Origin of the sequence: Mesotoga infera (assembly GCA_011045915.1) — a bacterium.
GTDB classification, from domain to species: domain Bacteria; phylum Thermotogota; class Thermotogae; order Petrotogales; family Kosmotogaceae; genus Mesotoga; species Mesotoga infera_D.
The window spans coordinates 1-23532 of the sequence record DSBT01000121.1 but is presented as its reverse complement, the minus strand read 5'-3'; the positions used below and the strand labels follow the sequence as shown (position 1 = coordinate 23532).

Below are 23532 nucleotides of genomic sequence, written 5' to 3'. Positions count from 1 at the left end.
TCACACCCCTCAGCTCAGTCTATACCGAATTCTGGGATCGACCCAGGCGAGCAGAAGATCAGCCAGAAGATTGCCTATTACCAGGAGGACAGCAGAGAGGAGCAATGTGGCCATGACAAGGAAGAGGTCCTGAGCATTCAAGGCTTCAATGACAAGTCTTCCCATTCCAGGCCAGCCAAAAACCGTCTCTGTAAGAACAGCGCCTCCGAGCAAGCCGGAAAGGGCATATCCAAACATCGTTACAATAGGATTGATCGCATTTCGAACGGCGTGTTTATAAATCACATTTTTCTCTGGCATCCCCTTTGCCCTGGCGAAGAGAACATAGTCCTGTCTCAACTGGTCAAGCAGTTGGCCTCTCATCTGTCTCATAAGCCCAGCCAGTCCAGAAGTTCCCAGTGTGACCATAGGTCCGACCACATGCCAGAGATAATCACCGATCTTTCCTATGACGTTCATATCGTTGAAGTTTTGAGAGATTATCCCCCCAATTGGGAACCACCCCGTTTTCGCGGCCATGAAGAGCCAGAGCAGAGCAAAAAAGAAATTAGGAATAGAAATTCCAATGAACGCAAGGAAGGAAAAAGCCTGATCACTTGGCGAGTATTGATGAAGGGCCGAGTAAATTCCGAGAGGAATGCCGATTCCCCAGGTGAAAATCAATGTGCTTATACTTAGTAACAATGTTGCTCCAAGTCTTCTCCAAACGAGTTCAAAAACCGGAATCCTGTAACTAAAAGAGTATCCGAAGTTGCCTGTAAGAACATTGCCCAACCACTTGAAATACTGCACGAAGACATTTCGATCAAGCCCAAATTGACTTTCAAGAACCGTTATCTGATCCTTTGAAATTGAAGGGTTCAATCTATAAGCATCCAAAAAATCGCCAGGGGCAGCGGATATAATCATGAAGGCCAGTATGGAGACTCCGAGCAGAACTGGAATTGCCAGAATCAGCCTCCTAACTATATATTTCAGCACCTTATTCCCTCCTCAAAACTCTCTAAGACTCTTATTATACAAAAGCGGGAGGGAAGCCCTCCCGCGTCGAAAATCAAGATGTTACTCTTTCCACCAGCCTTCCAGCTGGAAGAGCAGGCCAGTTGCAGGTGTTAGTTTTTCGACTGGCATTTTGATGTTGTTCTTGTAGACATAAAGGAAGTTCTGTGCCATTGTGAAGACTACCGGCTGATACTCGGCAAACAGCATCTGGAATTCCGCAAACAAGTCATATCTGTCCTGATCAACAACGGCAGACGTCTGGAGTCTGTAGATCTCGTCTACTCTCTTTTCCCAATCGGGAAGAATGTAGATGTCTTCCGTTATGTGGTCATCAGGATTGTAGTCCGGAGGATAGTTCCAGAAATGCAGACCGCCGTCAAGCCTGTACACGTTCCAGCCAGTTCCGGGGTCAACACTGCCTGTAAGGCCAATAACAACAGCTTCGTAAGTAGCGTCTAGAAGCTTTCCTACTACAGTATTGAAATCGATAGGTCTGAAATTTACCTTTATTCCAAGTTTGGCAGCCCCATCGACGATTATGTTGCTTATAGCCTCTCTGACTACGTTTCCGGCATTGGTTATGAGTTCGAACTCAACCGGGTTTCCACTTGCATCGACACAGGTTCCATCAGGAAGCCAATCGAAGCCGCCTCTCCTGAGCTCAAGTCTTGCTCTGGTAATTGAGTACTTGTAGGCAAACTGCTCGATTTCAGGGTTGTAGAAACCGCTCGATGGAGATACCGGCCCATACAGAGGAGAACCAAGTCCATTGTAGAGGGACTCTATGATGGCGTCTCTATCCATAGCATAGACAAAAGCCCTTCTGAATCCATCGTTTCTGAACCATTCATTTTTGATCGGATCTGTCGTGTTGAAGTTGAACGTCACGAACTGAGAACCGAGAGCCGGTCCACCTACCCCAGTTATCCAGCCCTTCTCCGCTGCCATTTCTGCAAGTCTTGGGAACTGCTCTGCGGTAGGTCCGTAAAGATCGATTTCGCCAGCCTCAAATCTGAGAAGAGATGTGTTCTGGTCTGCGAGGAGTTCATAGTTCAGCTTATCAAAATAGGGCAGCTGCACGCCGTTTCCATCGACCTTCCAGTAATATGGATTTCTCTCGAAAACGATTCTGACGCCTTCGACGTAATCGGTAATAACAAAAGGTCCCATTCCGACTAGCTTATCGAAGTCTGCGATTGTCCAAAACTCCGGATAAGTGCCGTTGGCAACGACTTCTTCTAGAATGTGCTTCGGCATTATCGGACGGAAGCCAATCTGTCTTAGAGCAGTGACCTGAGGCACTGTCCAGGTGAAGGAGATCGTTGTGTCATCGACGATCTCGACCACTGGAAGCTGATCGTTTGAATCGAGATAGGATCCGTTTCCGTTCGCCGTGTTCTCGGGAATGAATGACACATCGACAAACGTCCAGTAGACGTCATCGATAGTGAATGGAGCTCCGTCTGACCATTGAATACCTTCTCTTATTTGCACGAAGAAGGTCAGTCCATCGTCAGAGAACCACCAGTCTTTTGCCAGACCAGGGAGCGTTGGCATACCGCCCTCGTCGGCTTCGATGAGAGTTGCAAGCGTGAATCCGAGAGGATCGGTTGAACTGGTTTCCTGTGCCCAGTCATAGTTAAATGTCTTTGGATCTCCCAAGCCCCAGTAATAGAAAGTACCTCCGGGCTCGCCGTTCCATGTCTCTTCTACGTGATACTCTGGGGCTGCAAAGAGTAATCCTGCAGCTATGAGTACTACGAGAAGCACTAAGAGTTTCTTCATTTACTTTCCCCTCCTTGTTCATGAGATGTGGAATAAAGATGGCACGCAACATAATGATTCTCATCCGCCTTGAACATGGGCGGATATTCCTTGGTACAAATATCCATCCTGTACTTGCATCTTGGATTGAAGAAACAGCCCGCCGGTCTGTTTATCGGACTTGGTACCTGGCCGCCGACAAGATCTTTGCGATTCCGCTTCTTCTTCGGATCGGGTATTGGAGCCGCAGCAAGAAGCGCTTTAGTGTAAGGGTGCAATGGATCTTTGAAAATCGACTCGCTGTTGCCCTGTTCTACGATCCTGCCAAGGTACATTACAGAGACGTCTTGCGATATAAATCTTACTAGAGAAAGGTTATGAGAGATGAAAACATAACCTGCATTGAGCTGCTCCTGCAGTTTTTCAAAGAGATTGACTATCTGAGCTTGAACGGAAACGTCTAAGGCAGAAGTCGGCTCATCGAGAACGATGAGATCGGGGTTTACACTGATAGCCCTTGCAACGGCTATTCTCTGCCTCTGACCACCGCTGAACTGGTGCGGATATCTATCCACGTGATATGGCTTAAGACCGACTTGTACAAGCAGTTCCTTCACCATTTCAACTGCTTCGTCAAGGTCTTTGGCAAGTTTGTGAAAAAGAAGCGGTTCAGTTAACATCTGCCCAACTGTCATCCTTGGATTCAGAGAGGACATTGGGTCCTGAAATACTATCTGTGCCTTTTTCCTGAGAAGCTTCTTCTTGTGATCTGACTTATCAAATAGAACATCGATTGCCTTGGAAGAGTCCTTATTGACCCTATTGTAGATCTCGTACATCTTCTTTTCGAAAGGTTCAAAATCAACTCCGCCACCGTTATTAAATTTATCCGTATCGAAATACTTCTCTTTCAAATACTGTTTTGCCCTTCGCTTCTTCATGAAGTAGAAAGTGGTATCTTCTTCATCAATGAGCATCTCTCCATCAGTCACTTCATGTAGACGAATAATCGATTTGCCGATTGTTGTCTTTCCACATCCCGACTCTCCGACGATTCCTATGGTCTTGCCCCTGTCAACTGAGAAGGATACATCGTCAACGGCTTTGACAAAACCCACGACTCTCTCTATAAGGAAGCCTTGCTTGATCGGGAAGTACTTCTTCAGATTTCTAATTTCAAGAAGCTTCATTCTTGAGCCTCCTTGACCAGCAGTACTTTGTTAGTGATTGGATTCCAGCATCTGACGAAATGATTATCCTTCATTTGCTCAAGCTGTGGCATCTCTTTGTAGCATTTGTCTGTTGCTCTTGAGCACCTTGGAAGGAATGGGCATAGCACGGGTGGATTCAACATTACTGGCGGCTGGCCAGGAATAGGAAGGAGTTGATCTTGTTTTATATCGAGTCTTGGTATGCATTCGAGTAGCGCAAATGTGTATGGATTCATCGGACTGTCAAAGATTTCGAGAGAGTCGGCCATCTCCATTTGATAACTTCCATACATAACACTGATTTTCGTAGCTATTTCGGCAATAACAGCCAGATCGTGCGTGATGAAAATCATGCTGCTGTTGAATTGTTCCTGAAGATCCTTCATCAGTTCTAAAATCTGAGCTTGAACTGTCACGTCTAGAGCTGTTGAAGGCTCATCGGCAACCAGGATTTCAGGATCGCACGACAGCGCTATCGCTATTACTACCCTCTGGCGCTGTCCCCCGGACAGTTGAAAGGGATAATCATCGATACGTTCGGAAGGCTTAGGAATTCCCACCTGTTCGAGAAGCTTTATTGATCGTTCTCTTGCTTCCTCTTCGGTAACTTTCTTGTGATGGACAATGGTCTCTATCATCTGATTACCAACCGTGTACATCGGGTCAAGCGAAGTCATTGGGTCCTGAAAGATCATTCCTATGTGTTTTCCCCTGACTCTGGAGAAACTATCTTTCGGAAGTTTTGCCAAGTCAATATAATCCTTTTCACCGCCCTTACTGAATTCGTCGGTTAAAAAGAGAATCTCGCCACCAGCAATGAAGCCTGGGTTATCAACCATCCCGGCAACTGTTTTCACAGTTACACTCTTACCAGAACCGGTCTCTCCAACTATTCCCAAGACCTCATCTCGATAAAGATCGAAAGAGACATCTTGAACGGCCTTAACAACTCCCTCGGCCATATTGAAGTGAGTAGAGAGGTTTTTTACCGAAAGGATTGGCCTTTCCTGCAACCAAATCACCTCATATTCATTTTTTCGAATTATCACCCACGGAGTTAAGTAAACGCTTACTGTATAATTATTACATATATTTGCACATAATATCAAGTGGCCGGGGGCGATGTATGTTAGAAGCAGTAAGGGAAATATGGTTTGGAGAAGGTACTACCTACATCAAGATATGTTACGGTAATGTGTATGTTGATGGAGAAGCAGGACAAATTGGAGATCGTGGAAAAGTTGACGGACTGGATATCTTGTCAGTAAGTGAGTCGAATAATGAGATTCTTATCAAAGTAGATGGAATAATAGATAAGGATAGAGGTGAATCGGTGGAAATCAAGATCGATGAGACGAGGAGACGGGACATCTCGCAGCAGCACACTGCGCAGCACCTGTTATCGGCAGTATTTCTTCGAGAACTGGATGCCGAAACCGTTGGGTTTCAGATGGGGGAAGAACACACTACAATCGATCTTTCTCTTGGAATCCTCAAGGATGATATGATCGATAATGTCGAGAGGACCTGCAATGAACTTATCAGTGATAATCTTCAGGTAAGAAGATTCATCGCGAAGAAACCTGAGCTTGAGAGATTGGACCTTAGAAAAGAAGTCAAACGCGAGATCGCGGAGAGTGGGAGAGAGATAACACTTGTCGAAATAGATGGAGTAGATTTGAATGCTTGTTCAGGTCTTCATGTTGAAAGCACCGGGCGAATAAGGCTGCTGAAGATCTTGAAACGTGAGAAGGTAAAGGGGGAGTTGACCAGAATCTATTTCGTGGCAGGTGATAGAGCCGTAAGAGACTATATTGCGAAGCATGATCTAATCACTGAGTCGGCCCTCTCCTTGACATGTAGCTACTCGGATTTGCCGAATCGAGTGGAATCGCTTCTCTATGAAGCTAAAAAGGGCAATTCGGCAGTCAAGAATCTTTCCGAAAGATTAGCAATTTATATTGCCAAAGAGATAGATGAATCTAAGTCTAAAGTGACGTTTCTTGAGGATGAAGAGAGCGTCCTGGCAGCTGTTCCAAGATTTGTTGCGTTAGAAAGGTATCTCATTGTTGGTAAGGCAAGAGACAAAATCCTTCTATATGGTAAAGGAACGGACTGCAAAGAAGTTCTAAACAGAGTAAAAGAAGAGTTTGATGTAAAAGGCGGCTCTGGAAGAGAAAGGGGACAGTTTGTTTTCGAAGGTGATTATTCGGTAATAAAGGAACTGATTCTGAAGAGCTTTGGATAATTCAGAGAAGTTGGTGAGCATTTTGAAGGCAAGAGTACCTCCCAATAGTATTGAATCGGAAGAAGCAGTAATAGGGAGCATCCTTATAGATCCAGATGTTGTTCCCGACGTAATGGAGCTTCTCACTAGTAGAGACTTCTACTCCCGAAAGAACCAGCTTGTGTTTTCCGTTATGGAGAAGCTTTTTGATGAAGGAAGTCCAGTAGACATAGTTTCGATTACTGAAAGGCTGAGAACCGGTGGAGCCCTTGAAGAAGTCGGAGGCGAGGTAGAACTTGCAAAACTTGCCGATGTCGTTCCCACTTCAGCCAACTTCTTCTACTATGGTAAGACTGTGAAGGAAAAGTCACTTCTGCGCTCCCTCATTTCGGCAGCTAGCTCTATTGTCGAAAACGCTTACGAAGGTGAAGAGACCGACGACATTTTAGATAGTGCTGAGAAAGCGATATTCCAGATCACGGAGGCGCAGATTTCGAAGACTTACCAGCATATTGGAAAAATAATGCACGAGCTTTTCCATAATCTGGAAAGACTGAAGGAAAACGCCGTTACTGGAAGGATTACCGGTATTGCCAGTGGTTACAGACGGCTTGACGAAGTTACTACTGGGTTTCGACCCTCCGATCTTGTCATTGTTGCCGCTCGACCGTCTATGGGAAAGACTGCTTTTGCGTTAAGTATGGCAAGCAACATGGCTTTGAAATTCCAGTTGCCTGTGGCAGTCTTCTGTCTGGAAATGTCTAAAGAACAGCTTGCTCAACGACTTTTGTGCAATGTGACAAACTTCGAGCTATCGCGGCTCAGGGCGGGAGATATCGGTAATGAAGAGTGGAAACGCTTGACAAATGGAGCCAGCACCCTGCAAACGGCCCCTATCATAATCGACGATGAACCTTCGCTGGACCCTAGATCACTTAGAGCCAAGGCAAGAAGGATAAAGATGGAGCACAATGTTCAGGTTCTCTTTGTAGATTATTTACAGCTGATGCATACAAAGGGCAGATCTGATAATCGGCAGCAGGAGATTTCGGAGATTTCTAGATCTATGAAACTGCTTGCTAGAGAGTTGAATATTACTGTAGTAGCTCTTTCTCAGCTTTCGAGGGCTGTGGAGCAAAGAGAGGACAAGATGCCCCGCTTGAGCGATCTCAGAGAATCCGGCGCCATAGAACAGGATGCTGACACCGTGATGTTTCTTTATAGAGAAGACTACTACAAAGATAAAAGCGAGGTAAGTGATTCGCCGCAAGTTACGAAGGTAATAATTGGAAAACAGAGAAATGGTCCCGTCGGGACTATCGAGCTGATGTTTCACCCGAAGACGGCCACATTCTATGATAAAGCGTTCGAGGCAAATCGATGATCGAAGCTCTGAATTTGACCAGGAGTTTCGGAAACCTCCGCGCTGTTGACCGGCTTAATCTAAACATTCCCTCCGGTGAGATCTACGGTTTTCTAGGACCTAATGGAGCTGGAAAGACAACGACCATTAAGATGCTCACCGGGGTAATTGCTCCGAGTTCAGGAAAGATCAAAATAGCCGGATTGGATATTGAGAGAAACAAAATGGAAATAAAGAGGTTGATCTCTGTTGTTCCTGATGAACCTAAGATGTATGACAACTTGAAAGGCGTCGAGTTTGTCAAATTCATAATTGACATTTACCGTCTTCCTCCAAAAGAGACTATGTCGAAGCTTATGGACATTGCCGATGCCTTCAAGATCGACTACCTCGGAAAATACATAGGCGATTATTCGCACGGAATGAAACAGAAGCTGATGGTTGCCATTGCCCTTATGAGAGAGCCAGCCGTTATCTTTCTCGATGAACCCACTGTGGGTCTTGATGCGTCAAGTGCGGGCAAATTAAAGGCCTGGTTGAGAAACATGGCCGATAGGGGAACGACCGTTTTCGTGACAACTCACGTGCTTGAGGTTGCCGAGAAGATGTGTGACAGGATAGGAATCATTGATAGAGGAAGGCTCATTGCCGAGGGGACACTTTCAGCCCTGAGAGAGGATTTTGGAAGTGTTGAATCCACTCTTGAAGAGCTTTTTCTTGATATTACGGGCGACAGCAGCATAGAGGCTTTGGTTAAGAGCTTACAGGAGGGAACGTGAAGAGAGTGATGATCCTCCTTCAGGAGGTTCTCATTGGCTTTCTGGCGGTTTCCGTCTTGTTTTTCTGGGGTCCCTCTCTATCAAAGGGCTTGCTGCTCTTCACAATCTTGCTGGGAGTCATAGTATATAGACCGCAGTTCGAAAGAAAGATCGAATCTACGTACGCTTTGTCCAGAATCGTTAGAGGAATTTTGAAGAAGCCGTGTACTCTGATTTTGGCAACTGTGATTCTGGCCGATCAGAACAGGAACTTGCAGTCAGCGCTTGGAATTATCTCCTCCTATGCTCTTATTGCTTCAATTGCTTCGATTTCTTTCCTGGTATTTAGGAAAATAAGAGAGCTCCGGGAGAGACTAATTGCTGTCTCACTTGCTGGCGCTATGCTTCTTTCGGGCTGGCTGTTCCCGACGGCCTTCACTCTTCCATTTTTTGCAAACATTTACCTTCCTTCTTTCTGGCTGTTCGAAATTGCATCGGGCGATTTGTTTGCCTTTCTGCTTGTCGGTGTTCTTTCTTTGTGGCTGTTTAGACTCAGGCATCGATTCGACAGAAAGGATTAGTATTACGATCAAAAACATAGCCTTAACTATAGTTGATCTTTTCGGTAGTAAAATCATTATGAGAGAAAATGTTGAAGGGAGCTGAAAAGAGATGCAGATTTCACTTGATCAATTCTTAGGAGCGATAATGTCGAGAGTAGATAATCTAGAGGCGACTATAGATGATCTAAGGCTTAGAACTAACATAGCTATGCGTTTGGTGAAGGCAACGTTGCCAGAGCTTACAAGGGAAGATGTCGAGAAGGCAGTGAGTGAAGAGCTCGAGGTCACGAAGAACGCTGGAATGATGGAAGAAAGCGATGAGATTGAGGAGATTTCCTCGAAGCTAACCGAAAGCATTTTTGGTTGGTTAGAAGGAGATGTAACCGAGCTCAAGGAAAAAATGGATGCCTACAAGAAGAGGCTTCAAGAGGCTATGGAAGCTGAGAAAAGCAAAGTCATCGATGTTGCGCCCGCAGGCTTTGTAAACCAGCTTGGTCAGGAAAAGGGACAGAAGAAAGGCAAGATAGTATTCTAGTTTTTAGATGGCTGGGGCACTGCGGCGCCTCAGCTTTCAATATATCCCATCAGAAGCTTCAAGGTATTTTCCAAAGCTCTGCAATGAGTCCTTTCATAACCATGGGATGCTTCAACTCCCGGGCCAACAAGTCCAAATTTGACGTCGTACCCAGCTCTAAGAGATGCTTCCACATCAGATCCGTAGAAAGGATATATATCGACTGAATAATCGGCGCCGACTCTTTTTGCTGTTTCGATCAAATTCCTTACAACGGAACTATCGTAAGGACCGCCTGAATCCTTAGCGCATATAGAAACTACGAATTCGTCAGTCTTCAAAGTATCACCTATCGCGCCCATATCGACCGAAATGATCTCTTCACAGTCCTCAGGCATTGCTGCGGAGGCTCCGTGACCTACCTCTTCATAGTTTGAGAAGAAGAGATATGTCTTTCTTACAAGAGTCAGCTCGCCGGAGGAGGCCCTTCTTGCCAGATCAAGTAAAACGGCCACGCTCGCTTTGTCATCCAGATGCCTTGATTTCACAAAACCATTTTCGGTCACAGTCACTCTGGGATCGAATGAGATAAAATCGCCTGCTTCTATTCCCAGTTTTCGAAGTGCTTTGTCGTCTTTAACTTCTTCATCGACACGAATCTCCATATTAGAGATCTTCCGCTCAAGTGTTCGAGCATTTTCGAAGACGTGAACTGAAGGTGAAATCGACTGAATGGTACCTGTAAAGGATTTGCCGAATTTTGTGTGAACGATGCAGTTCTCGTTTTCTATGCTGTTCATAGTGAAACCACCGATATTCGTGATCTCAAGCCGCCCGTTTGGCTTCAAAGACTTCACCATTGCTCCAAGAGTGTCTACGTGAGCTGCCAACACTATCGGTCTTTTCTGCCCGCCTATCTCGACGACAAGAGCACCTTTTCTTGTTCTTCGTGGATTGAGTCCCATTCCTCGCAGTTCAGAATCCAGATAAGTAATTATCGCATCGGTGAAACCGGAAGGACTAGGTATCTTGGCTAGATGCACTAGTTTTTCTACAAGAAACTGCTCCGAGTAATTCAAAGAACTCCCCCCATTTCTATCTGAGCATTCCTCTGACAATCATGTCAGTTGCCTCTTCTTCACTCAAACCCTTGGACATCAATGTCTCCATCTGCTTTACGTTTACTCTTCCGATCGAAGCTTCGTGAGTAAGCTCGGCCTTCTCATTTGTGACGTACAACTCGGGAACCGTTCCGACTTCTACGGAGTCACCTTTGATGATCTCGTTGCATTCTATGTGTCCTCTTGAGAAAGGTGCATTTCCATAGGCTTTGTTGATAATCTTGGCCCTGCTTCTGTCGGTAGCAAATACAGTGGTCTTTGCTATTCCAGAAGAGCCCTCGCCATTCAGATAGAGTTCTTCATCTATTTCGAGATAGTCATCTTCACGCTCATAAACCTTGGATTCTATATGAGCCGATGCATATTTCTCAAGAGAAACATTCATCTTCACGAAAAGCTTTCCGACCCTGGTCTTTGTCAGATAAAAAAGGTTCTGAAAGGTACCACCCTCTCTGACGACTGTATTATATGTCGCCTTGACGGTTACACCGCCATCCTTGCTGTGCATGTGCGTGTCTTCGTACAACATTTCGGAGTGTTTTCCAACATCTGTATCGGCGACCATGGAGTGAGTAAAGTTCACGCCGCTTGGAAAGACGCAGTGAGAAATGAATTTCGCCTTAGCTCTGTCTCCCAAATGATTATGAATGAGAATCTCCTGAGTTCCTTCTGGCTTCAAGTAACCAGTGCAGAGATGTATTGGATTATCTATAACTGTGCCATCATCGATGTCAATCCAAATCTCTACTCCGTTGTCCAGTTCTTCTGCCCTCACATGCACACCATCCACCGTGTTTCTGCCAATCACTTTATTACCGCTAACAATGATTGATACAATATCCTTCCTCAAGAAATCAGAGACATTACCGCCTGATTTCTCATACTCATTGGCAATTGCTTTGAATTCTCTTTCGTAGTTCGATTCAATCATTTGGAAGACCGCCTTCCTTAACCGGCTCATTAATGTGCTGACAGCTGTCACAGAGTTTTCTGTAAAAACTCACTATTTCTTCCGGTTCACCGGAAGCAAGTATTCTGCCTCCACAAAGTAGGTAGGCTTCGTCCGCCATCCTGGCGATTTCCTCCCGGTGGGTGATGATTATGACTATGGAGCCTTTATCGCTAAGTCTTTCGAGCACATGCTCAATCATTTCCATTGACATTATGTCTATTCCGGAATCAGGTTCATCGAGAATAGTGACTCGGGGATTCACCAGTATTATTGAAGCCAGTTCAACTCTCTTCCTCTCACCGCCGCTCAGCGATTCATCAACAAGCCTATCAAGGTACTCTCTGTTGAGACCCACTGTGGAAAGCGTCTCATTCAGCTCTTCAGCGGAAAGCTTCAGTTTGCCGCCAAGAGTTAGATACTCCCTAACGGTGAGTCCCTCAAATCTTACCGGTTCCTGCCAACCAAGAGAGATGCCTTTCTTTGCTCTCTCCGATACTGACAAGAGATCTATCTCTTCCCCATCAAAGTATATATTTCCCTCGTAGTCTTTATGCGACTCAAGACCCATAAGAACATATGATAATGTTGATTTTCCAACGCCGTTGTTTCCGAGAATCGCGTAAACTCGACCCTTTTCAAAGGAAGCCGTGAGATTGTTCAGAATCTTGCGTTCTTCCCGGACTAACTTGATTTCCTTGACCTCCAGCATAAACATACCTCCATTTACATCAACACAATCATAAGTCCGATTAATAACGTCCACATTACCCGGCATATTACCTGTGTAACGCCCCGGTGACTTTTGATTCTTACCACAACAAATGAAGCTGCAGGAACTTCTCGCTATTGTCGAGGGCCGTCTTCGCTTTACTCAAAGCTTCTTCAGAGAGCTCTCCTTCCTCAATCTCCATTGAGATCTCTATTGAAGTGTCTTTGCACCAGGAATGCACTTCTCCATACAGATCGTCAAACCAAGTCTTTGAAACATGCTCTTTGAGAGGAGTCAGTTCTCCTATCGAGCCTGAAGGAACAACTCTATCGGTGGCTTTCATCACACTCCATGCGAACACTTCTTTTTCTGCTATTTCAAGCACTTTATCCAATGCCTCCAAACCGTAAAGCAGCAGCAGGTTTCTCGAATATTCGCCGTAAATGTTATCGTTCCCTTTTAGCCATCCTCCGGGATTGTAATCAATCGCGATATCATAGAGAGTCGTAAGGTCTTCTCTTTCTGATTCTGGAATTCTTTTGATCGTTTCTACAAGACTATTCAAGTCGTTACTGCTAATTACGTAAGGGTCGAAATTCTCAAGTTCGTTGGCAATCATTTCGGAAGAAGCGATTACTCGAAAGAGAAGGTTGGCCGCATTCCTCACCACCTGAAGATCAGGAGATATTTTTAGGGATCGCAGTAGGGCATCTATTGCATCGAGAGTCACCTGATAATCTATCAGCAGGTTTACATCTATATTCTCAAGGAGTTCTGATACGGCCGTCGCTTCAAGGTCTGGCTTAAGAAGATCTGCCAAGCCGCTCAAATAGGCGTGATCAATTTGGAGTTCACGCAGCATTGCTCCGGGTGAAGTATCTTCGCTAAGCCAGTCTGAGAAAATATCAGCTCTTGAGAAAATCTCTCTGAAAGCGTTTCCGATATCCCTTCCTGCCATGTTTAATTTCAGACGAAAGTCTTCCTTTCTTTGTGCCGTCAAATACATATACCCAAGGTAAGCCTCCGACAGATATTGACCTCCCGAAATTTCCCGTGAAGTTGATAGATTTCGCATTGCGGAGTAGAAACTCTCAGTCGAATCCTGTCTTGCATTTAGAAGGGCCGAAGAAGCAGCTCTGAGCTTAGAGTTCAGTCCCGTCAAAGTCGATTCAAAGGCCTTTTCACGTTCTTCAGAAGCCATTGATTGAAGTAGTTCGACTGGCGCGTTCGGATATCTCTCAGCCAGTGCGTCGAACCGTTCGGATACATAGATTTCGCTTTGCAGATATGAGTACTTTCCCTCCAGACTTTCTGCGGCCTCGACTTCCTTTCTGATGTTGCCGATTGAATTCACAAGCTCTGGAATCTGAGGATTTATGCTTTCAAGTCTTCTATACTCTATGTAGCCTCTGGTAAAGAGACCTTCAGCGACAAAAGTTCGGCTCATCAAAACGGATGTGGTTAGAGCAAACACAACCATCAATAGAGGAAGAGCTTTGCTCACGTGAAAACCGGCTCTCCTCTCACCACTTAGATCAGGGCTCATAATGAAGCCAAAGAGGAAGGCGGCGAACAAAGCGTTGGGCATCAAGTGTCCGGGAAAAGAAAGAATCGAGTGAACAAAAATTACCAGCAATCCTGCGGTTAGAAAAAGATACTGTATGATTCTATCTACCGAGGAAGATTTTCTCACCACTTTGATCGTGTTTAGCAGCATGGAAATTACGAAGCCTGCAATCAACAGGACTCCGACTACTCCCGTTTCTCCCATTTGCTGAAGATACTCGTTATGAGTGCGTATGCTGTTAAGTCCGGCGACATACATGTATTTCGGTTGTTCAACGATCACTTCTCCCATGTTTTCTGTCGAGAGGTACTTGTATGATCCAAATCCAGTACCAAGCACAGCTGATTTTTCCCACTGCTTGACCGCTGCTTTCCACTGAAGAATCCTGACGTCAACAGAGATACTGTCTTCTGTAGTATAAGAGATCCTTTCTGAAAAGCTGAACCTTCCACTGGTGAGCACATTGTCGCCCGAGTAGATGATCATTATTCCCGCGGCCGAAACAATTAGCAGAACTATGAACAGCTTATCCAACGCTGAAGCGAAGGATCTCAATTTGAATCTCAAAAGAGGGAAGATCGAGAAAGCCGCGATAAAGATTATGGACCCTATTACAGAATAATATACAGCTCTGGTCTGACCAATCATAATCACAATCAGGAACAGCGAAAAAAGTGCCAGATAAAAAGCTCGTCGGATCTTATCGAATTTCCAGATCTTCCTGTTTGAAACTGTTAGAAAAGCAGCCGGGAAGAGTAACATGGCCATCAAATCGGTGGTGAAATTGACATTGCCGATTACTGAAGATAGATTCCCCCTTGAAAAGGGATTGTTGTCTGTTCCCCACAACAAACCGTGACCAGAATAAAATGAAAAAACCGCATCGAAGGCAATTACGAGACCAGCGAACATAAAGAGCTGAAGAATTGTCAATAGAACATCGGACCTCTCTGCAGATAGCAGAACTGAGAAAAGCACAAAGAGAAGCAGATTCATCGCAAAGCCAAGCGAAGTAAGAAAGACCTGAGGCAGGGCGCCAAGCAGTTGAAGGGTTGTGAGGCACGCGTAAGCGCCAAACAACAGAGCGAAGATCTGCGGGACAGAAACGCCCAAGCGATACGGCTTTCTCACTGCTTTCAGAGAACTGAAGACAACAAAAACTGCAATCGAAACCGAAGAGAAGTAGAACTTAGGGATTCCCATGTCCCACGTGAAACCCCTGATTGCAAAAAGCGAAGATCCAAAAACCAGAAGAGCAAAAAATGCTAATCTTCCTTTGTGCATATCGCCCCCTATGTCTTCTCTCGATCCTCAACAAGTATGCAAGGTGAGACCCATCAGAGAATTGCTTTTTCTATTATCGTAACGATAACTTCCCTGCTTCTGGGACCATCAAACTCACAGAAATAGACGCACTGCCAGGTTCCCAAAAGGAGTGAATCATCTCTGAATGGAATGGAAATCGAAGATCCCACAAGAGTTGCCTTTATGTGAGCGTCTGAGTTTCCTTCCAGGTGTTTGAATTCATTGCTCTTCGGAATCGCATCACCCATCCAATGCAAGATATCGTGAACAACATCGGGATCGGAGTTTTCATTAATTGTAATTGCGGCCGTGGTATGTGGTACAAAGACATTGACAAGACCACAAGAAGCTTCCGACTTTCTGACACACTGGATTACGAGATCTGTAATGTCTATTAGCTGGTTTCTAAATTTCGTGTTTACGGAGTATCTCATGACAAATCAGTGGAAAACTACGTTTGTGATGATAACCACATATCCGTTATGTTCTTCAAGCTGAACCTTGACATTCTCTTCCTTAACCTTGTATTTATCAGCGACATAGGTCTTTATCTGATGTACCATATCCTTGCCGCTGTTTTGAAGAATGTCTTGTGGTATTACCTCTCTCACCGGTACCGAGTATCTCCGGCCACCTGTTATGGAATCAAGTCTATCCTTTGCTTCTTTTCTGCTTCCCTCAGTTTTTTTCTTCTTCCTGAAAAGTCCAAAGAACATACACTTCAACTCCCTCTTAATTTCTTCTGAAAATGCGCTTCAGGAATTCAAGGAATCCTTTCGATCCATGCTCAAGGATATCCTGCTCGACCGGGATAGGTTCCCCGTTCATCCTCAAAGCAATGTTCTCGAAGACCTTTCCGATTCCTTCGCCGTTTCCGTTCAGGATAACCGGTACGCCTTTGTTTGTCGCCACGATTACTTCATCGCTGTCGGGGATGATTCCAATCAGATCTATTGCGAGGTTCCCCTGAATATCCTCTCTAGTAAGCATATCACCGCGTTTGACCATCTGAACTTTGAATCGGTTTATGACTAGCCTGATATTTGATTCCTGCATACCAGAGTTTTCGAGAAGTCCGATGACGCGATCCGCGTCAGTAATTGCGGGCAGTTCAGGAGTGGTTATTATCAAGGCCTTTTCGGCCGCGGCTATTGCATTTCTAAATCCTCTCTCAATTCCTGCGGGAGAATCTACAATGATGTAATCAAATTTCGGATAAAGTTCTGCGATCATCTTCTTCATGTCTTCTGGGGAAAGCATCTCTTTCGTTGCTATTTGAGAGGCTGCAAGTAGATATAGCCCTTTGATCTGCTTGTGCCTCACTAGCGCTTCGGAAGCCGTCACCTTACCGTTTGCAACATCTAGAATTGTATGAACAACTCTGTTTTCAAGGCCCAGAGCGATATCTAGATTCTTAAGACCTATGTCTGCATCGATAAGACAGACCTTAGCCCCCTTGTTGGCAAGAGCACAACCAATATTGGCCGTGATTGTCGTCTTGCCGACTCCCCCTTTTCCGGAAGTCACAACGTATACTTTGGCCATATATATCTACCTCCAGCCGTTAGACTTTTCTGAATTATAGCATTACATTGATACTTCGACAGTATTTGATCCGCCGATCAGTAATCTGCCAGTTCGAAAATTCGATACAGACAGAATTTCAAATATCTAGTTTCGAAGATCGAGCTAACCTCGGGATGATCTACGGGCTGACCTCCTCTGAATACAATCACACCAACTTTCTTGCTGTCGTGAAAAGCGTCATTAATAGTCCGAGACCAATCTTCTTCCGAAACGATCTGAGTGCACGAAGAGGATGCAAGAAGTGCTTCATTCTTCAGAATCTTCGTTGCCCGCAAGTTGAGTTCCTTATACCCTCTCAGAGCGCTCCTCTTCGAAGAAGGGGTCTTTGCCATTGCCGGAGGATCAATTATGACAAGATCGGTCCTTGGGAGATCACTCGCTCTCAGATAATCGAAGGCGTTTGCTCTCACAAATTGACAACTGTCCGTAAATCGATTCGCTTCCGCCGTTTCTCTGGCTACTGAAAGAGCCCTCTCCGAAGCGTCTACCAGAGTTGCGCTTCGCGCTCCCTTCTTTATGCAGTGGAAAGAAAAATTGCCCGTGTAAGAAAAAACATCCAGGATTTCTCGGTCAGTCGCATACTGGGACAATCTTATTGCATTTTCTCTTTGATCGAGGAAGAACCCGGTCTTCTGTCCCTTAGTATCTGCGAAAAAAATGATTCCATCTGAAGAAAAAGGGAGAAGTTCCGGTCCGCTTCCGTAAATCCAATCCTCTCTCGCTTCCAAACCTTCTTTGATGAGGGAGATCCCCTCGCTCTTTTCGAATATCCCCTTCGGTTTAAAGACTGATATCAAGGCCTCAACGATCACATCTTTCAAACGCGCTATGCCGAGTGTGTTGAATTGAACAACGAGCCACTCTGAAAACCTGTCTACTATAAGTCCAGGAAGTCCGTCCGCTTCACCGAAAACGATTCTCATGGCATCACTGGTTCTGAGCAGCGAAGACTTCAAGAGGGCAGACCTTTCTATCTTCTTTGAGAAGAAACCGACGTCAAATCTGCAATTTCTCCTTGTTAAAAGTCTCACTCTGATTGTGGAACCCGAATTATAATAACCCCTGCCCAAAAACTGACCGGAATGCGTTAGGACATCGACTATGGAGCCGTCTTCAAGATCGTCGCTCCTGTCTATTTCGTTGTCATAAACCCACGGATGGCCGAATGCAATCCGTCTCTTTATTGATCTTTTGAGAATCACTCTGGAGCTCAATGGTTCTTTATCTCCCTGTACAACTGGGCAAAGAACTGTTTGTCGAAATCGCCGGGTGTCTTTTTCAAGTGGGGTGCTTTTGCCGTCTTTTCTGACCAATTCTCAATTTCCTCATCTGAGATTCTTAGGTCGATCCTTTCCACGCCAAATTTCTTCAAGAAAGCCTTAAGCTCATCAAGATTTTCAAAGGGTTCGATTGCACTGGCTATTCTCTCTGGATCGGCATTAGCAATCCTCCTGAATATTTTGATCAACATAAGTGCATTGGCCATACCGTGTTTCACCCCTTTGAAGGATGAAAGGGGATAACCGGCTGCATGAACAGCCGTCGTTCCTGTATGAGCAATCACTATTCCCGCAATTGTGGCAGCGTACTGTATCTCCCCCCTCAAAGAGACGTTGTCTTCGTTCATCAAGACCTTTCCAAGCAATTCCTTGATTATTCCAGTTGCCTTTCTGGAAAGCATCTTAACGAGTGGATTCCTCCCATTGTTAACTGCCTCTCCCTCTACTGAATGAGATAGGGCATCTAGTGCAGTCGCAACAGTCACGTCAGTGGGCATAGTGACAGTGTACCTTGGATCGAGATAGGAAATGTAGGGAAAGGTAGAGGGCATTCCGAAGCCTTTCTTGGTTCCTTCACCGTCAGTTAGAATGGAGTACGGTGTAACTTCACTGCCTGTGCCGGATGTCGTAGGAACTGTAATTATTGGAAAGGCAGGAAGATGTTGTCCTTTGTACAGATCTCTGCAATTGGATCCGCTGTTCCTTCCAATTACCGAGATCGCTTTAGCGGCGTCAAGGGGACTCCCCCCACCGATTGCGATCACAAAATCACATCCGCTGGCCGAAAGCCTTCTTCCACCCTTTTCGATCGTTGCAAACGAGGGATTTTCTTCAACTTCATCAAATACTTCGTTCTGGATATCTAGACCTTTTAGCACGCTCTGCACTTCATCCAGCGCACCGCATTTCTTGGCGGACGATTTTCCGGTAACTAAGAACGCGCTTGTTCCAACCTCCCCCAATAACCCGGCGTTCTGAACTATTATCTCGACTCCGGCGAAAATCTTTGTCGGCAGGAAATACTTCCACATCTAATCACCTTCTTAACGACAGTTTCTTAAGCAGCTCTTTGGACTCGCTGATCGTTGTATTCATTTGTGACCAGTAATACTCTTTAAGATTCCTCGGATTCTTCAATGAACTGTTAATAGCCAGGCTCAAGCTCTCACAACTTCCTTCAAAAGAGAGATTACAGTCCCTGTCAAGAGATTTAACGAATCTATCGAGTTTGCTGTTCTTCTTCCAAACAAAAGGGACTCCAAGGGAGATAGCCAGAATTGCTCCGTGAAGACGCTCAGTAATTATTAGTTCCGCATTGTTGAAGATCTCTATCATTCCTTCAAGGTCTTCTGGAGGTTTCCTGACTTTGAATCCATTTGATCTGGCCTTTGATTCAAGTTCACTTCTCTTTTCTTCATCGTGGTGGTTATGGAAGCCCACGGCACAGACTTCGGTGAGATTGTTGAGTCTCAAAGAACTTAGAACATCGTCAACGTTGGTCCCATTCTTCAATACTATAACCGCAAGGCCATCCTCCATCGTTCGATTCTCAGGAATTATCCCCTCTTTCTGCAGGTAATAGGGACCATAGTCCGTCCCCAAGACCGCGCGCCTGGAAATAGATGCGAAATGTTTATAACTTACTTCATCTCTCATCACGCCGTAAGTCAAGGGATTCTTCAACAAACGGTTTAGAGCATTTCTGTTCACTGATTTGCCCACTGGGCCGAACCCCTGTGAGAGAAATAGAAGGGGTTTGCGGTTTCTAAGCGTATGTTTTGCAATCTCATAATAGTATAAGAAACTTCTCCAGCTTGTTTGATCCTGAAGAAGGTTACCTCCTCCAAATACGGTTGCTGTCGAGTGCTTAATTGAATTTGTGAGATCGCTTACGCCGAATCTCTTGATCAGTCTGATATCGAGTCTTGAAGGGAATCTCTGAGCTATGTTGTCTATGTGAGAGGCAGCCGGCAAATAGACCGGCCCTTCAAAACCTATCTCTTGGATGAGAGATAGTGATGAAAGCAATAGAAGATCGTCGCCAAGGTTATTGTATCCATAGTAACCCACCAGCGTCAGCCCGCCAAAAGAAAATTGTCTCACCTCAAAACCTCCAGGAACATTCGACGATAATATTCTATCACATGTGAATCATCGAACACGTTGTTCACAAAGCGTTGCGAGGGATGTAGAATAAATATATGCTAGACGGACTTCTCAAAAGAAAGACGGCTTTCCCATTTCTTTACTGTCTCATGGCAGTGTTGCTGGGAGAAGTGTTTGTTTTTGCACTGATTTGGAAAGAGAATGGCTGGTTGCCTCTAGTCTTGCTGGCGACTGCTGTACTCCTAATTACCTCGAAGCAGATCGGTCCACTGACATGGATGGTCTTTTTCGGAATTGGTTGCCTTGCCCAAACCACAACGCTTAGACTTCCTGACACTGGCAAGGTTGAATACGTTGGTTGCGTTAGCAAAGGAGGATCTGGAAATATCGAGGCAAGCATGGGCAAGATACTCATTGATGGTGAGTGGATGAATCTTCCCCCGGCCGTGAATATTAGGCTTTCGGATAGAGATACGATTGCCTTTCCAGGCCAGATAATCTGGACTGCCGGCACGTTGGAGAGACAGGAGTCTTATCCGCTATTCAGAATTGACTCAAGCGTCGAAGGATGCATCGATAGAATTGAATTTGTCTCTTTTCCAGGAAAATTCGTTGATGGACTGCTTTCAAAGTACAAACTTAGGGATACAATTGCCGCGGCGATCTTCGCAGGTAACAGAAGGCATATCGATTATGAAACAAGAGAGAGAATCTCCGATCTCGGAGTGGCCCATCTCTTTGCCGTTTCAGGTCTGCACATTGGCTTGATGTACCTGCTGGTTCATTCTATGCTCTCGTTTCTTATGCTGGGCAGAAACACAAGAATCTTGATCTCAATTGCGATACTCTTCTTATACACCCTGTCTACCGGCCCGGCAATCTCAGCACTCAGAACTTTCCTAATGCTGTTCTGTTATTCTGTATTCAAACTAATTGATTACCGCCAGCACCCGCTCAATATTCTTGGAATCTCGGGAATGATTCTCGTTATTGCACAACCTTCAATCGTCGTATCCGTCTCTTTTCAACTAAGTTTTTTTGCCACGGCTGCCCTGCTCATCTTCTTGCCAGAAATCGAGAGTAGGAATCTGATTGGCCAGGCTTTTCTAGTTGGTGTGATAGCCCAGGCAGCAGTTATTCCACTATCTCTAAGCACATTTGGAACGTTATCGGTTGTCGGAATACCGCTTACTATAATCCTGGTTCCTATATTTGTTGTTCCTGCGTACGTGGGAATGATAGTCATCCTGTTGACAGATATCCTGGGACTGAGTTTTATAAGCGATTTTGTTTCGGGAAGTCTGAGAGCCATGTCGATCTTACTCGAAGAGACTACGAACAGGATTGGGGAAGCTATTCCAGCTATACGCCTTGAACCGTTTCCGGCTTATCTGACGTCATTGCTGTTGCTGCTTGCTTTTCTCATTGCATTCTGGCACTTTGGACACAAACCGTAGAACTTCAGTTGATGATCATCTATTGTGTAGCCAGTCCTTGATTTTACGAGCTCTTCAAGATCTTCAAGGTTGTCCAGGTGAAACTCGACAACTGCCCCGCAATTAGTGCAGATTATGTGATGATGGTGATGCTCTCCCTTCTTCACCGGTTCATATCTGATTATTCCGTCTCTGAAGGTAATTTTCCTTAGGAGTCCAATCTCCACAAGCAACTCGATCGTCCTGTAGACTGTTGCCTTACTTATCCTGAATTTTCTTCCCTGAACCTTCTGATATACTTCGTCAGCACTCAGGTGATCCGTTTCGGCCTCTAGAAAGAACCTAAGCACGTATTCTCGCTGAGCAGTCATCCTCTGATTTCTCTTCTTCAGTTCTGCCCTAAGCAGGTCTTTCTTCATAATCAGCCTCCGTTCAAGTCAGACTGAGCTACATTATGGGTTTTATGTCTATCTTCCAGCCAGTTAGTTTTGCTGCAAGTCTCGCGTTTTGGCCTCCCTTTCCGATTGCAAGAGACAGCTGGGTTGGCGAGACATATACTACTGCCTCATGGTTTTCAGGATTCGCGATTTTCACTTCAAGCGCCGAGGCGGGCGCAATCGAATTTCCAACGAATTCTGCGGGATCGTCACTCCACCTCAAAATGTCGACTTTCTCGGGTTTGATTTCTCTCAAGACTTCGGCGATTCTAGTACCGCTTTCACCAATGCAAGCTCCGACCGGATCAACCTTAGTATTCTGGCTGAACACAGCAACTTTCGACCTGATACCTTCCTCCCTGGCAATTGCTTTGACTGTGACATCTCCTCCGGCAATTTCCGGAACCTGAAGTTTCAGCAGTTCAACTACAAACTCAGGTGTCCGCCTCGTGACAAGCAAACGAGGCCCTCGTGCAGACCTCGTCACGTCCACAACAAAGACCTTCATAAGAGAATTCAGTCTGGGCTGTTCTCCAGGAATGAGTTCCTTAGTGGGAATTCTGGTTTCCAGTTTGCCGATTCGAAGATCAATCCATTCGGCGGTGACTCTCAATATCTCGGAAGTCGTTGCGGTTCCCTTCATGTCGACGTACTTGTCGAACAGGTTTTCCTTTTCTCTTTCGCGGATTTTCTGAATTAGAACCTGTCTGGCAGTCTGAGCGGCAATTCTTTTGAATTTCTTTATGTTGAGTTTCTTCTCGATTATTGAACCAACTTCAACTGAAGAATCTATTTTAAGAGCTTCCTCCAGCGTCACTTCAACCGAAGGGTTTTCTACCGATTGGACTACAGCAAGCCTTTCGAAGACCTCTATGTCTCCTGTAAGCCTGTCTATTCTAACGTCAACATCACTTTCGGAAGTAAAGTTCTTCTTATAGGCACTCTGCAATGCTTTCTCAAGTATATCTAAGACTTCTTCTTTTTCAATGTTCTTTTCGTCCTGCAACTGATCCAGGGCTTCCAAGAGATTGAGATTCATATGAACACCTCACCGTTAAAATCATAATTTTAGATTGGCTCGTCTTACGTCTGAAAAGTTGAATGCTATCTCTTTTCCGTTTTCTGAATTCTCAACAGTGATAACGTCGCCTTCGCACGAGATAATCTTCCCAATCACGACTGAAACCCCATCAACGGGTTCCTGGAGAATTACTTTCGCCTTCTCGCCTACGAATCTAGCATAATCTTTGAGGCTTCTAAGAGCGCGTTCCAGCCCGGGTGACTCTACAACCAGATCATATGAAAATGGCACGAGGTCCGCTGAATCAAGCGCCTTACCAAACTCGGCTGAAAACAGTTCGCAGTCGCTAATAGATACGTACCCATCTAGCTTATCGATCGTGATTTTCACCAGTCTTTTCTTTCCCCTTCTCGAAAGTCCGAGATCATAGATCGAATAGCCAAGGTTACTTGCGACTTCGTTTGCCAGTTCAAGCAACTCTCTCTTCAGGTCCTCCACAAACAACACCACCATAATAAAAAATAGAGGGCAAGAAAGCCCTCTCCCTTTGGGAGTTTTAAACTAACACAATTATAACTCTTTTGACCACGTCAGTCAATATCGCGATAT

23 protein-coding genes are annotated in these 23532 nt (G+C 45.2%); 6 read left to right on the top strand and 17 right to left on the bottom strand.

Going from position 1 to position 23532, the window contains the following annotated elements:
- Window positions 1-9: 9 nt before the first annotated feature.
- From ENN47_04635 to ENN47_04620, 4 genes are all read right to left on the bottom strand, one after another.
- Window positions 10-981, bottom strand: a complete 972-nt coding sequence (locus ENN47_04635; GenBank protein HDP77470.1) for an ABC transporter permease — start codon at window positions 979-981, stop codon at window positions 10-12.
- A gap of 81 nt (window positions 982-1062) precedes the next feature.
- Entirely contained in the window at window positions 1063-2787 is a 1725-nt protein-coding gene (locus tag ENN47_04630; GenBank protein ID HDP77469.1) for an ABC transporter substrate-binding protein, read from the bottom strand.
- Complete coding sequence (locus ENN47_04625) at window positions 2784-3956, bottom strand: ATP-binding cassette domain-containing protein (protein ID HDP77468.1); 1173 nt, start codon at window positions 3954-3956, stop codon at window positions 2784-2786. Before ENN47_04625 ends, ENN47_04630 begins: the two co-directional genes overlap by 4 nt.
- Window positions 3953-4990: an ABC transporter ATP-binding protein gene (locus ENN47_04620; GenBank protein HDP77467.1), complete on the bottom strand. Its 1038-nt coding sequence runs from the start codon at window positions 4988-4990 to the stop codon at window positions 3953-3955. The genes ENN47_04625 and ENN47_04620 overlap by 4 nt, the downstream gene beginning before the upstream one ends.
- 113 nt (window positions 4991-5103) lie before the next feature.
- Between ENN47_04620 and ENN47_04615 the strand changes: the two genes are divergently transcribed.
- From ENN47_04615 to ENN47_04595, 5 genes are all read left to right on the top strand, one after another.
- The gene (locus ENN47_04615; GenBank protein ID HDP77466.1) at window positions 5104-6225 is read left to right on the top strand and encodes an alanyl-tRNA editing protein; all 1122 of its coding nucleotides are present in this window, start codon (window positions 5104-5106) and stop codon (window positions 6223-6225) included.
- Between the two features lie 10 nt (window positions 6226-6235).
- Window positions 6236-7588: a replicative DNA helicase gene (gene dnaB, locus ENN47_04610; protein ID HDP77465.1), complete on the top strand. Its 1353-nt coding sequence runs from the start codon at window positions 6236-6238 to the stop codon at window positions 7586-7588.
- A complete protein-coding gene (locus ENN47_04605; GenBank protein HDP77464.1) occupies window positions 7585-8346 on the top strand; it encodes an ABC transporter ATP-binding protein in 762 nt (253 codons plus the stop codon). Before dnaB ends, ENN47_04605 begins: the two co-directional genes overlap by 4 nt.
- The gene (locus ENN47_04600) at window positions 8343-8906 is read left to right on the top strand and encodes a multidrug transporter (GenBank protein HDP77463.1); all 564 of its coding nucleotides are present in this window, start codon (window positions 8343-8345) and stop codon (window positions 8904-8906) included. The genes ENN47_04605 and ENN47_04600 overlap by 4 nt, the downstream gene beginning before the upstream one ends.
- Before the next feature lie 91 nt (window positions 8907-8997).
- On the top strand, window positions 8998-9423 hold the full coding sequence (locus tag ENN47_04595; GenBank protein HDP77462.1) for a hypothetical protein: 426 nt from the start codon (window positions 8998-9000) through the stop codon (window positions 9421-9423).
- 29 nt (window positions 9424-9452) lie between these two features.
- Here ENN47_04595 and ENN47_04590 read toward each other — a convergent pair whose 3' ends face one another.
- The 10 genes from ENN47_04590 to ENN47_04545 form a co-directional block, all read right to left on the bottom strand.
- Window positions 9453-10481 (bottom strand): M42 family peptidase, encoded by a 1029-nt coding sequence (locus tag ENN47_04590; protein ID HDP77461.1) that lies wholly within the window; start codon window positions 10479-10481, stop codon window positions 9453-9455.
- 16 nt (window positions 10482-10497) lie between these two features.
- Window positions 10498-11454, bottom strand: coding sequence for a SufD family Fe-S cluster assembly protein (locus ENN47_04585; GenBank protein ID HDP77460.1), 957 nt, complete (start codon window positions 11452-11454; stop codon window positions 10498-10500).
- Window positions 11447-12184, bottom strand: a complete 738-nt coding sequence (locus ENN47_04580; protein HDP77459.1) for an ATP-binding cassette domain-containing protein — start codon at window positions 12182-12184, stop codon at window positions 11447-11449. Before ENN47_04580 ends, ENN47_04585 begins: the two co-directional genes overlap by 8 nt.
- Before the next feature lie 100 nt (window positions 12185-12284).
- A complete protein-coding gene (locus ENN47_04575) occupies window positions 12285-15035 on the bottom strand; it encodes an O-antigen ligase family protein (GenBank protein HDP77458.1) in 2751 nt (916 codons plus the stop codon).
- 53 nt (window positions 15036-15088) lie between these two features.
- Window positions 15089-15490 (bottom strand): YjbQ family protein, encoded by a 402-nt coding sequence (locus ENN47_04570; protein ID HDP77457.1) that lies wholly within the window; start codon window positions 15488-15490, stop codon window positions 15089-15091.
- Between the two features lie 6 nt (window positions 15491-15496).
- Window positions 15497-15772, bottom strand: coding sequence for a cell division topological specificity factor MinE (locus tag ENN47_04565; protein HDP77456.1), 276 nt, complete (start codon window positions 15770-15772; stop codon window positions 15497-15499).
- Window positions 15773-15788: 16 nt separating this feature from the next.
- Window positions 15789-16601 carry a septum site-determining protein MinD gene (gene minD, locus ENN47_04560; GenBank protein HDP77455.1) on the bottom strand — a complete coding sequence of 271 codons (813 nt, stop codon included), beginning with the start codon at window positions 16599-16601 and terminating at the stop codon, window positions 15789-15791.
- A 77-nt stretch (window positions 16602-16678) separates the two neighbouring features.
- Window positions 16679-17857: a class I SAM-dependent rRNA methyltransferase gene (locus ENN47_04555; protein ID HDP77454.1), complete on the bottom strand. Its 1179-nt coding sequence runs from the start codon at window positions 17855-17857 to the stop codon at window positions 16679-16681.
- Window positions 17854-18954 (bottom strand): iron-containing alcohol dehydrogenase, encoded by a 1101-nt coding sequence (locus ENN47_04550; protein HDP77453.1) that lies wholly within the window; start codon window positions 18952-18954, stop codon window positions 17854-17856. The genes ENN47_04555 and ENN47_04550 overlap by 4 nt, the downstream gene beginning before the upstream one ends.
- 4 nt (window positions 18955-18958) lie before the next feature.
- Entirely contained in the window at window positions 18959-20026 is a 1068-nt protein-coding gene (locus ENN47_04545) for a polysaccharide pyruvyl transferase (protein HDP77452.1), read from the bottom strand.
- A 98-nt stretch (window positions 20027-20124) separates the two neighbouring features.
- On the opposite strand from ENN47_04545, the gene ENN47_04540 reads away from it, so the two are divergent.
- Window positions 20125-21486 (top strand): ComEC/Rec2 family competence protein, encoded by a 1362-nt coding sequence (locus tag ENN47_04540; protein HDP77451.1) that lies wholly within the window; start codon window positions 20125-20127, stop codon window positions 21484-21486.
- Here the strand turns inward: ENN47_04540 and ENN47_04535 are convergent.
- From ENN47_04535 to ENN47_04525, 3 genes are read right to left on the bottom strand one after another with little or no spacing between them, the layout of a single operon-like run.
- A complete protein-coding gene (locus tag ENN47_04535) occupies window positions 21417-21884 on the bottom strand; it encodes a transcriptional repressor (GenBank protein HDP77450.1) in 468 nt (155 codons plus the stop codon). The two genes, ENN47_04540 and ENN47_04535, sit on opposite strands and share 70 nt — an antisense overlap.
- Window positions 21885-21912: 28 nt before the next feature.
- Window positions 21913-22941 (bottom strand): transcription termination factor NusA, encoded by a 1029-nt coding sequence (gene nusA, locus ENN47_04530; protein HDP77449.1) that lies wholly within the window; start codon window positions 22939-22941, stop codon window positions 21913-21915.
- Between the two features lie 21 nt (window positions 22942-22962).
- Window positions 22963-23436 carry a ribosome maturation factor RimP gene (locus ENN47_04525; protein ID HDP77448.1) on the bottom strand — a complete coding sequence of 158 codons (474 nt, stop codon included), beginning with the start codon at window positions 23434-23436 and terminating at the stop codon, window positions 22963-22965.
- Between the last annotated feature and the right edge of the window lie 96 nt (window positions 23437-23532).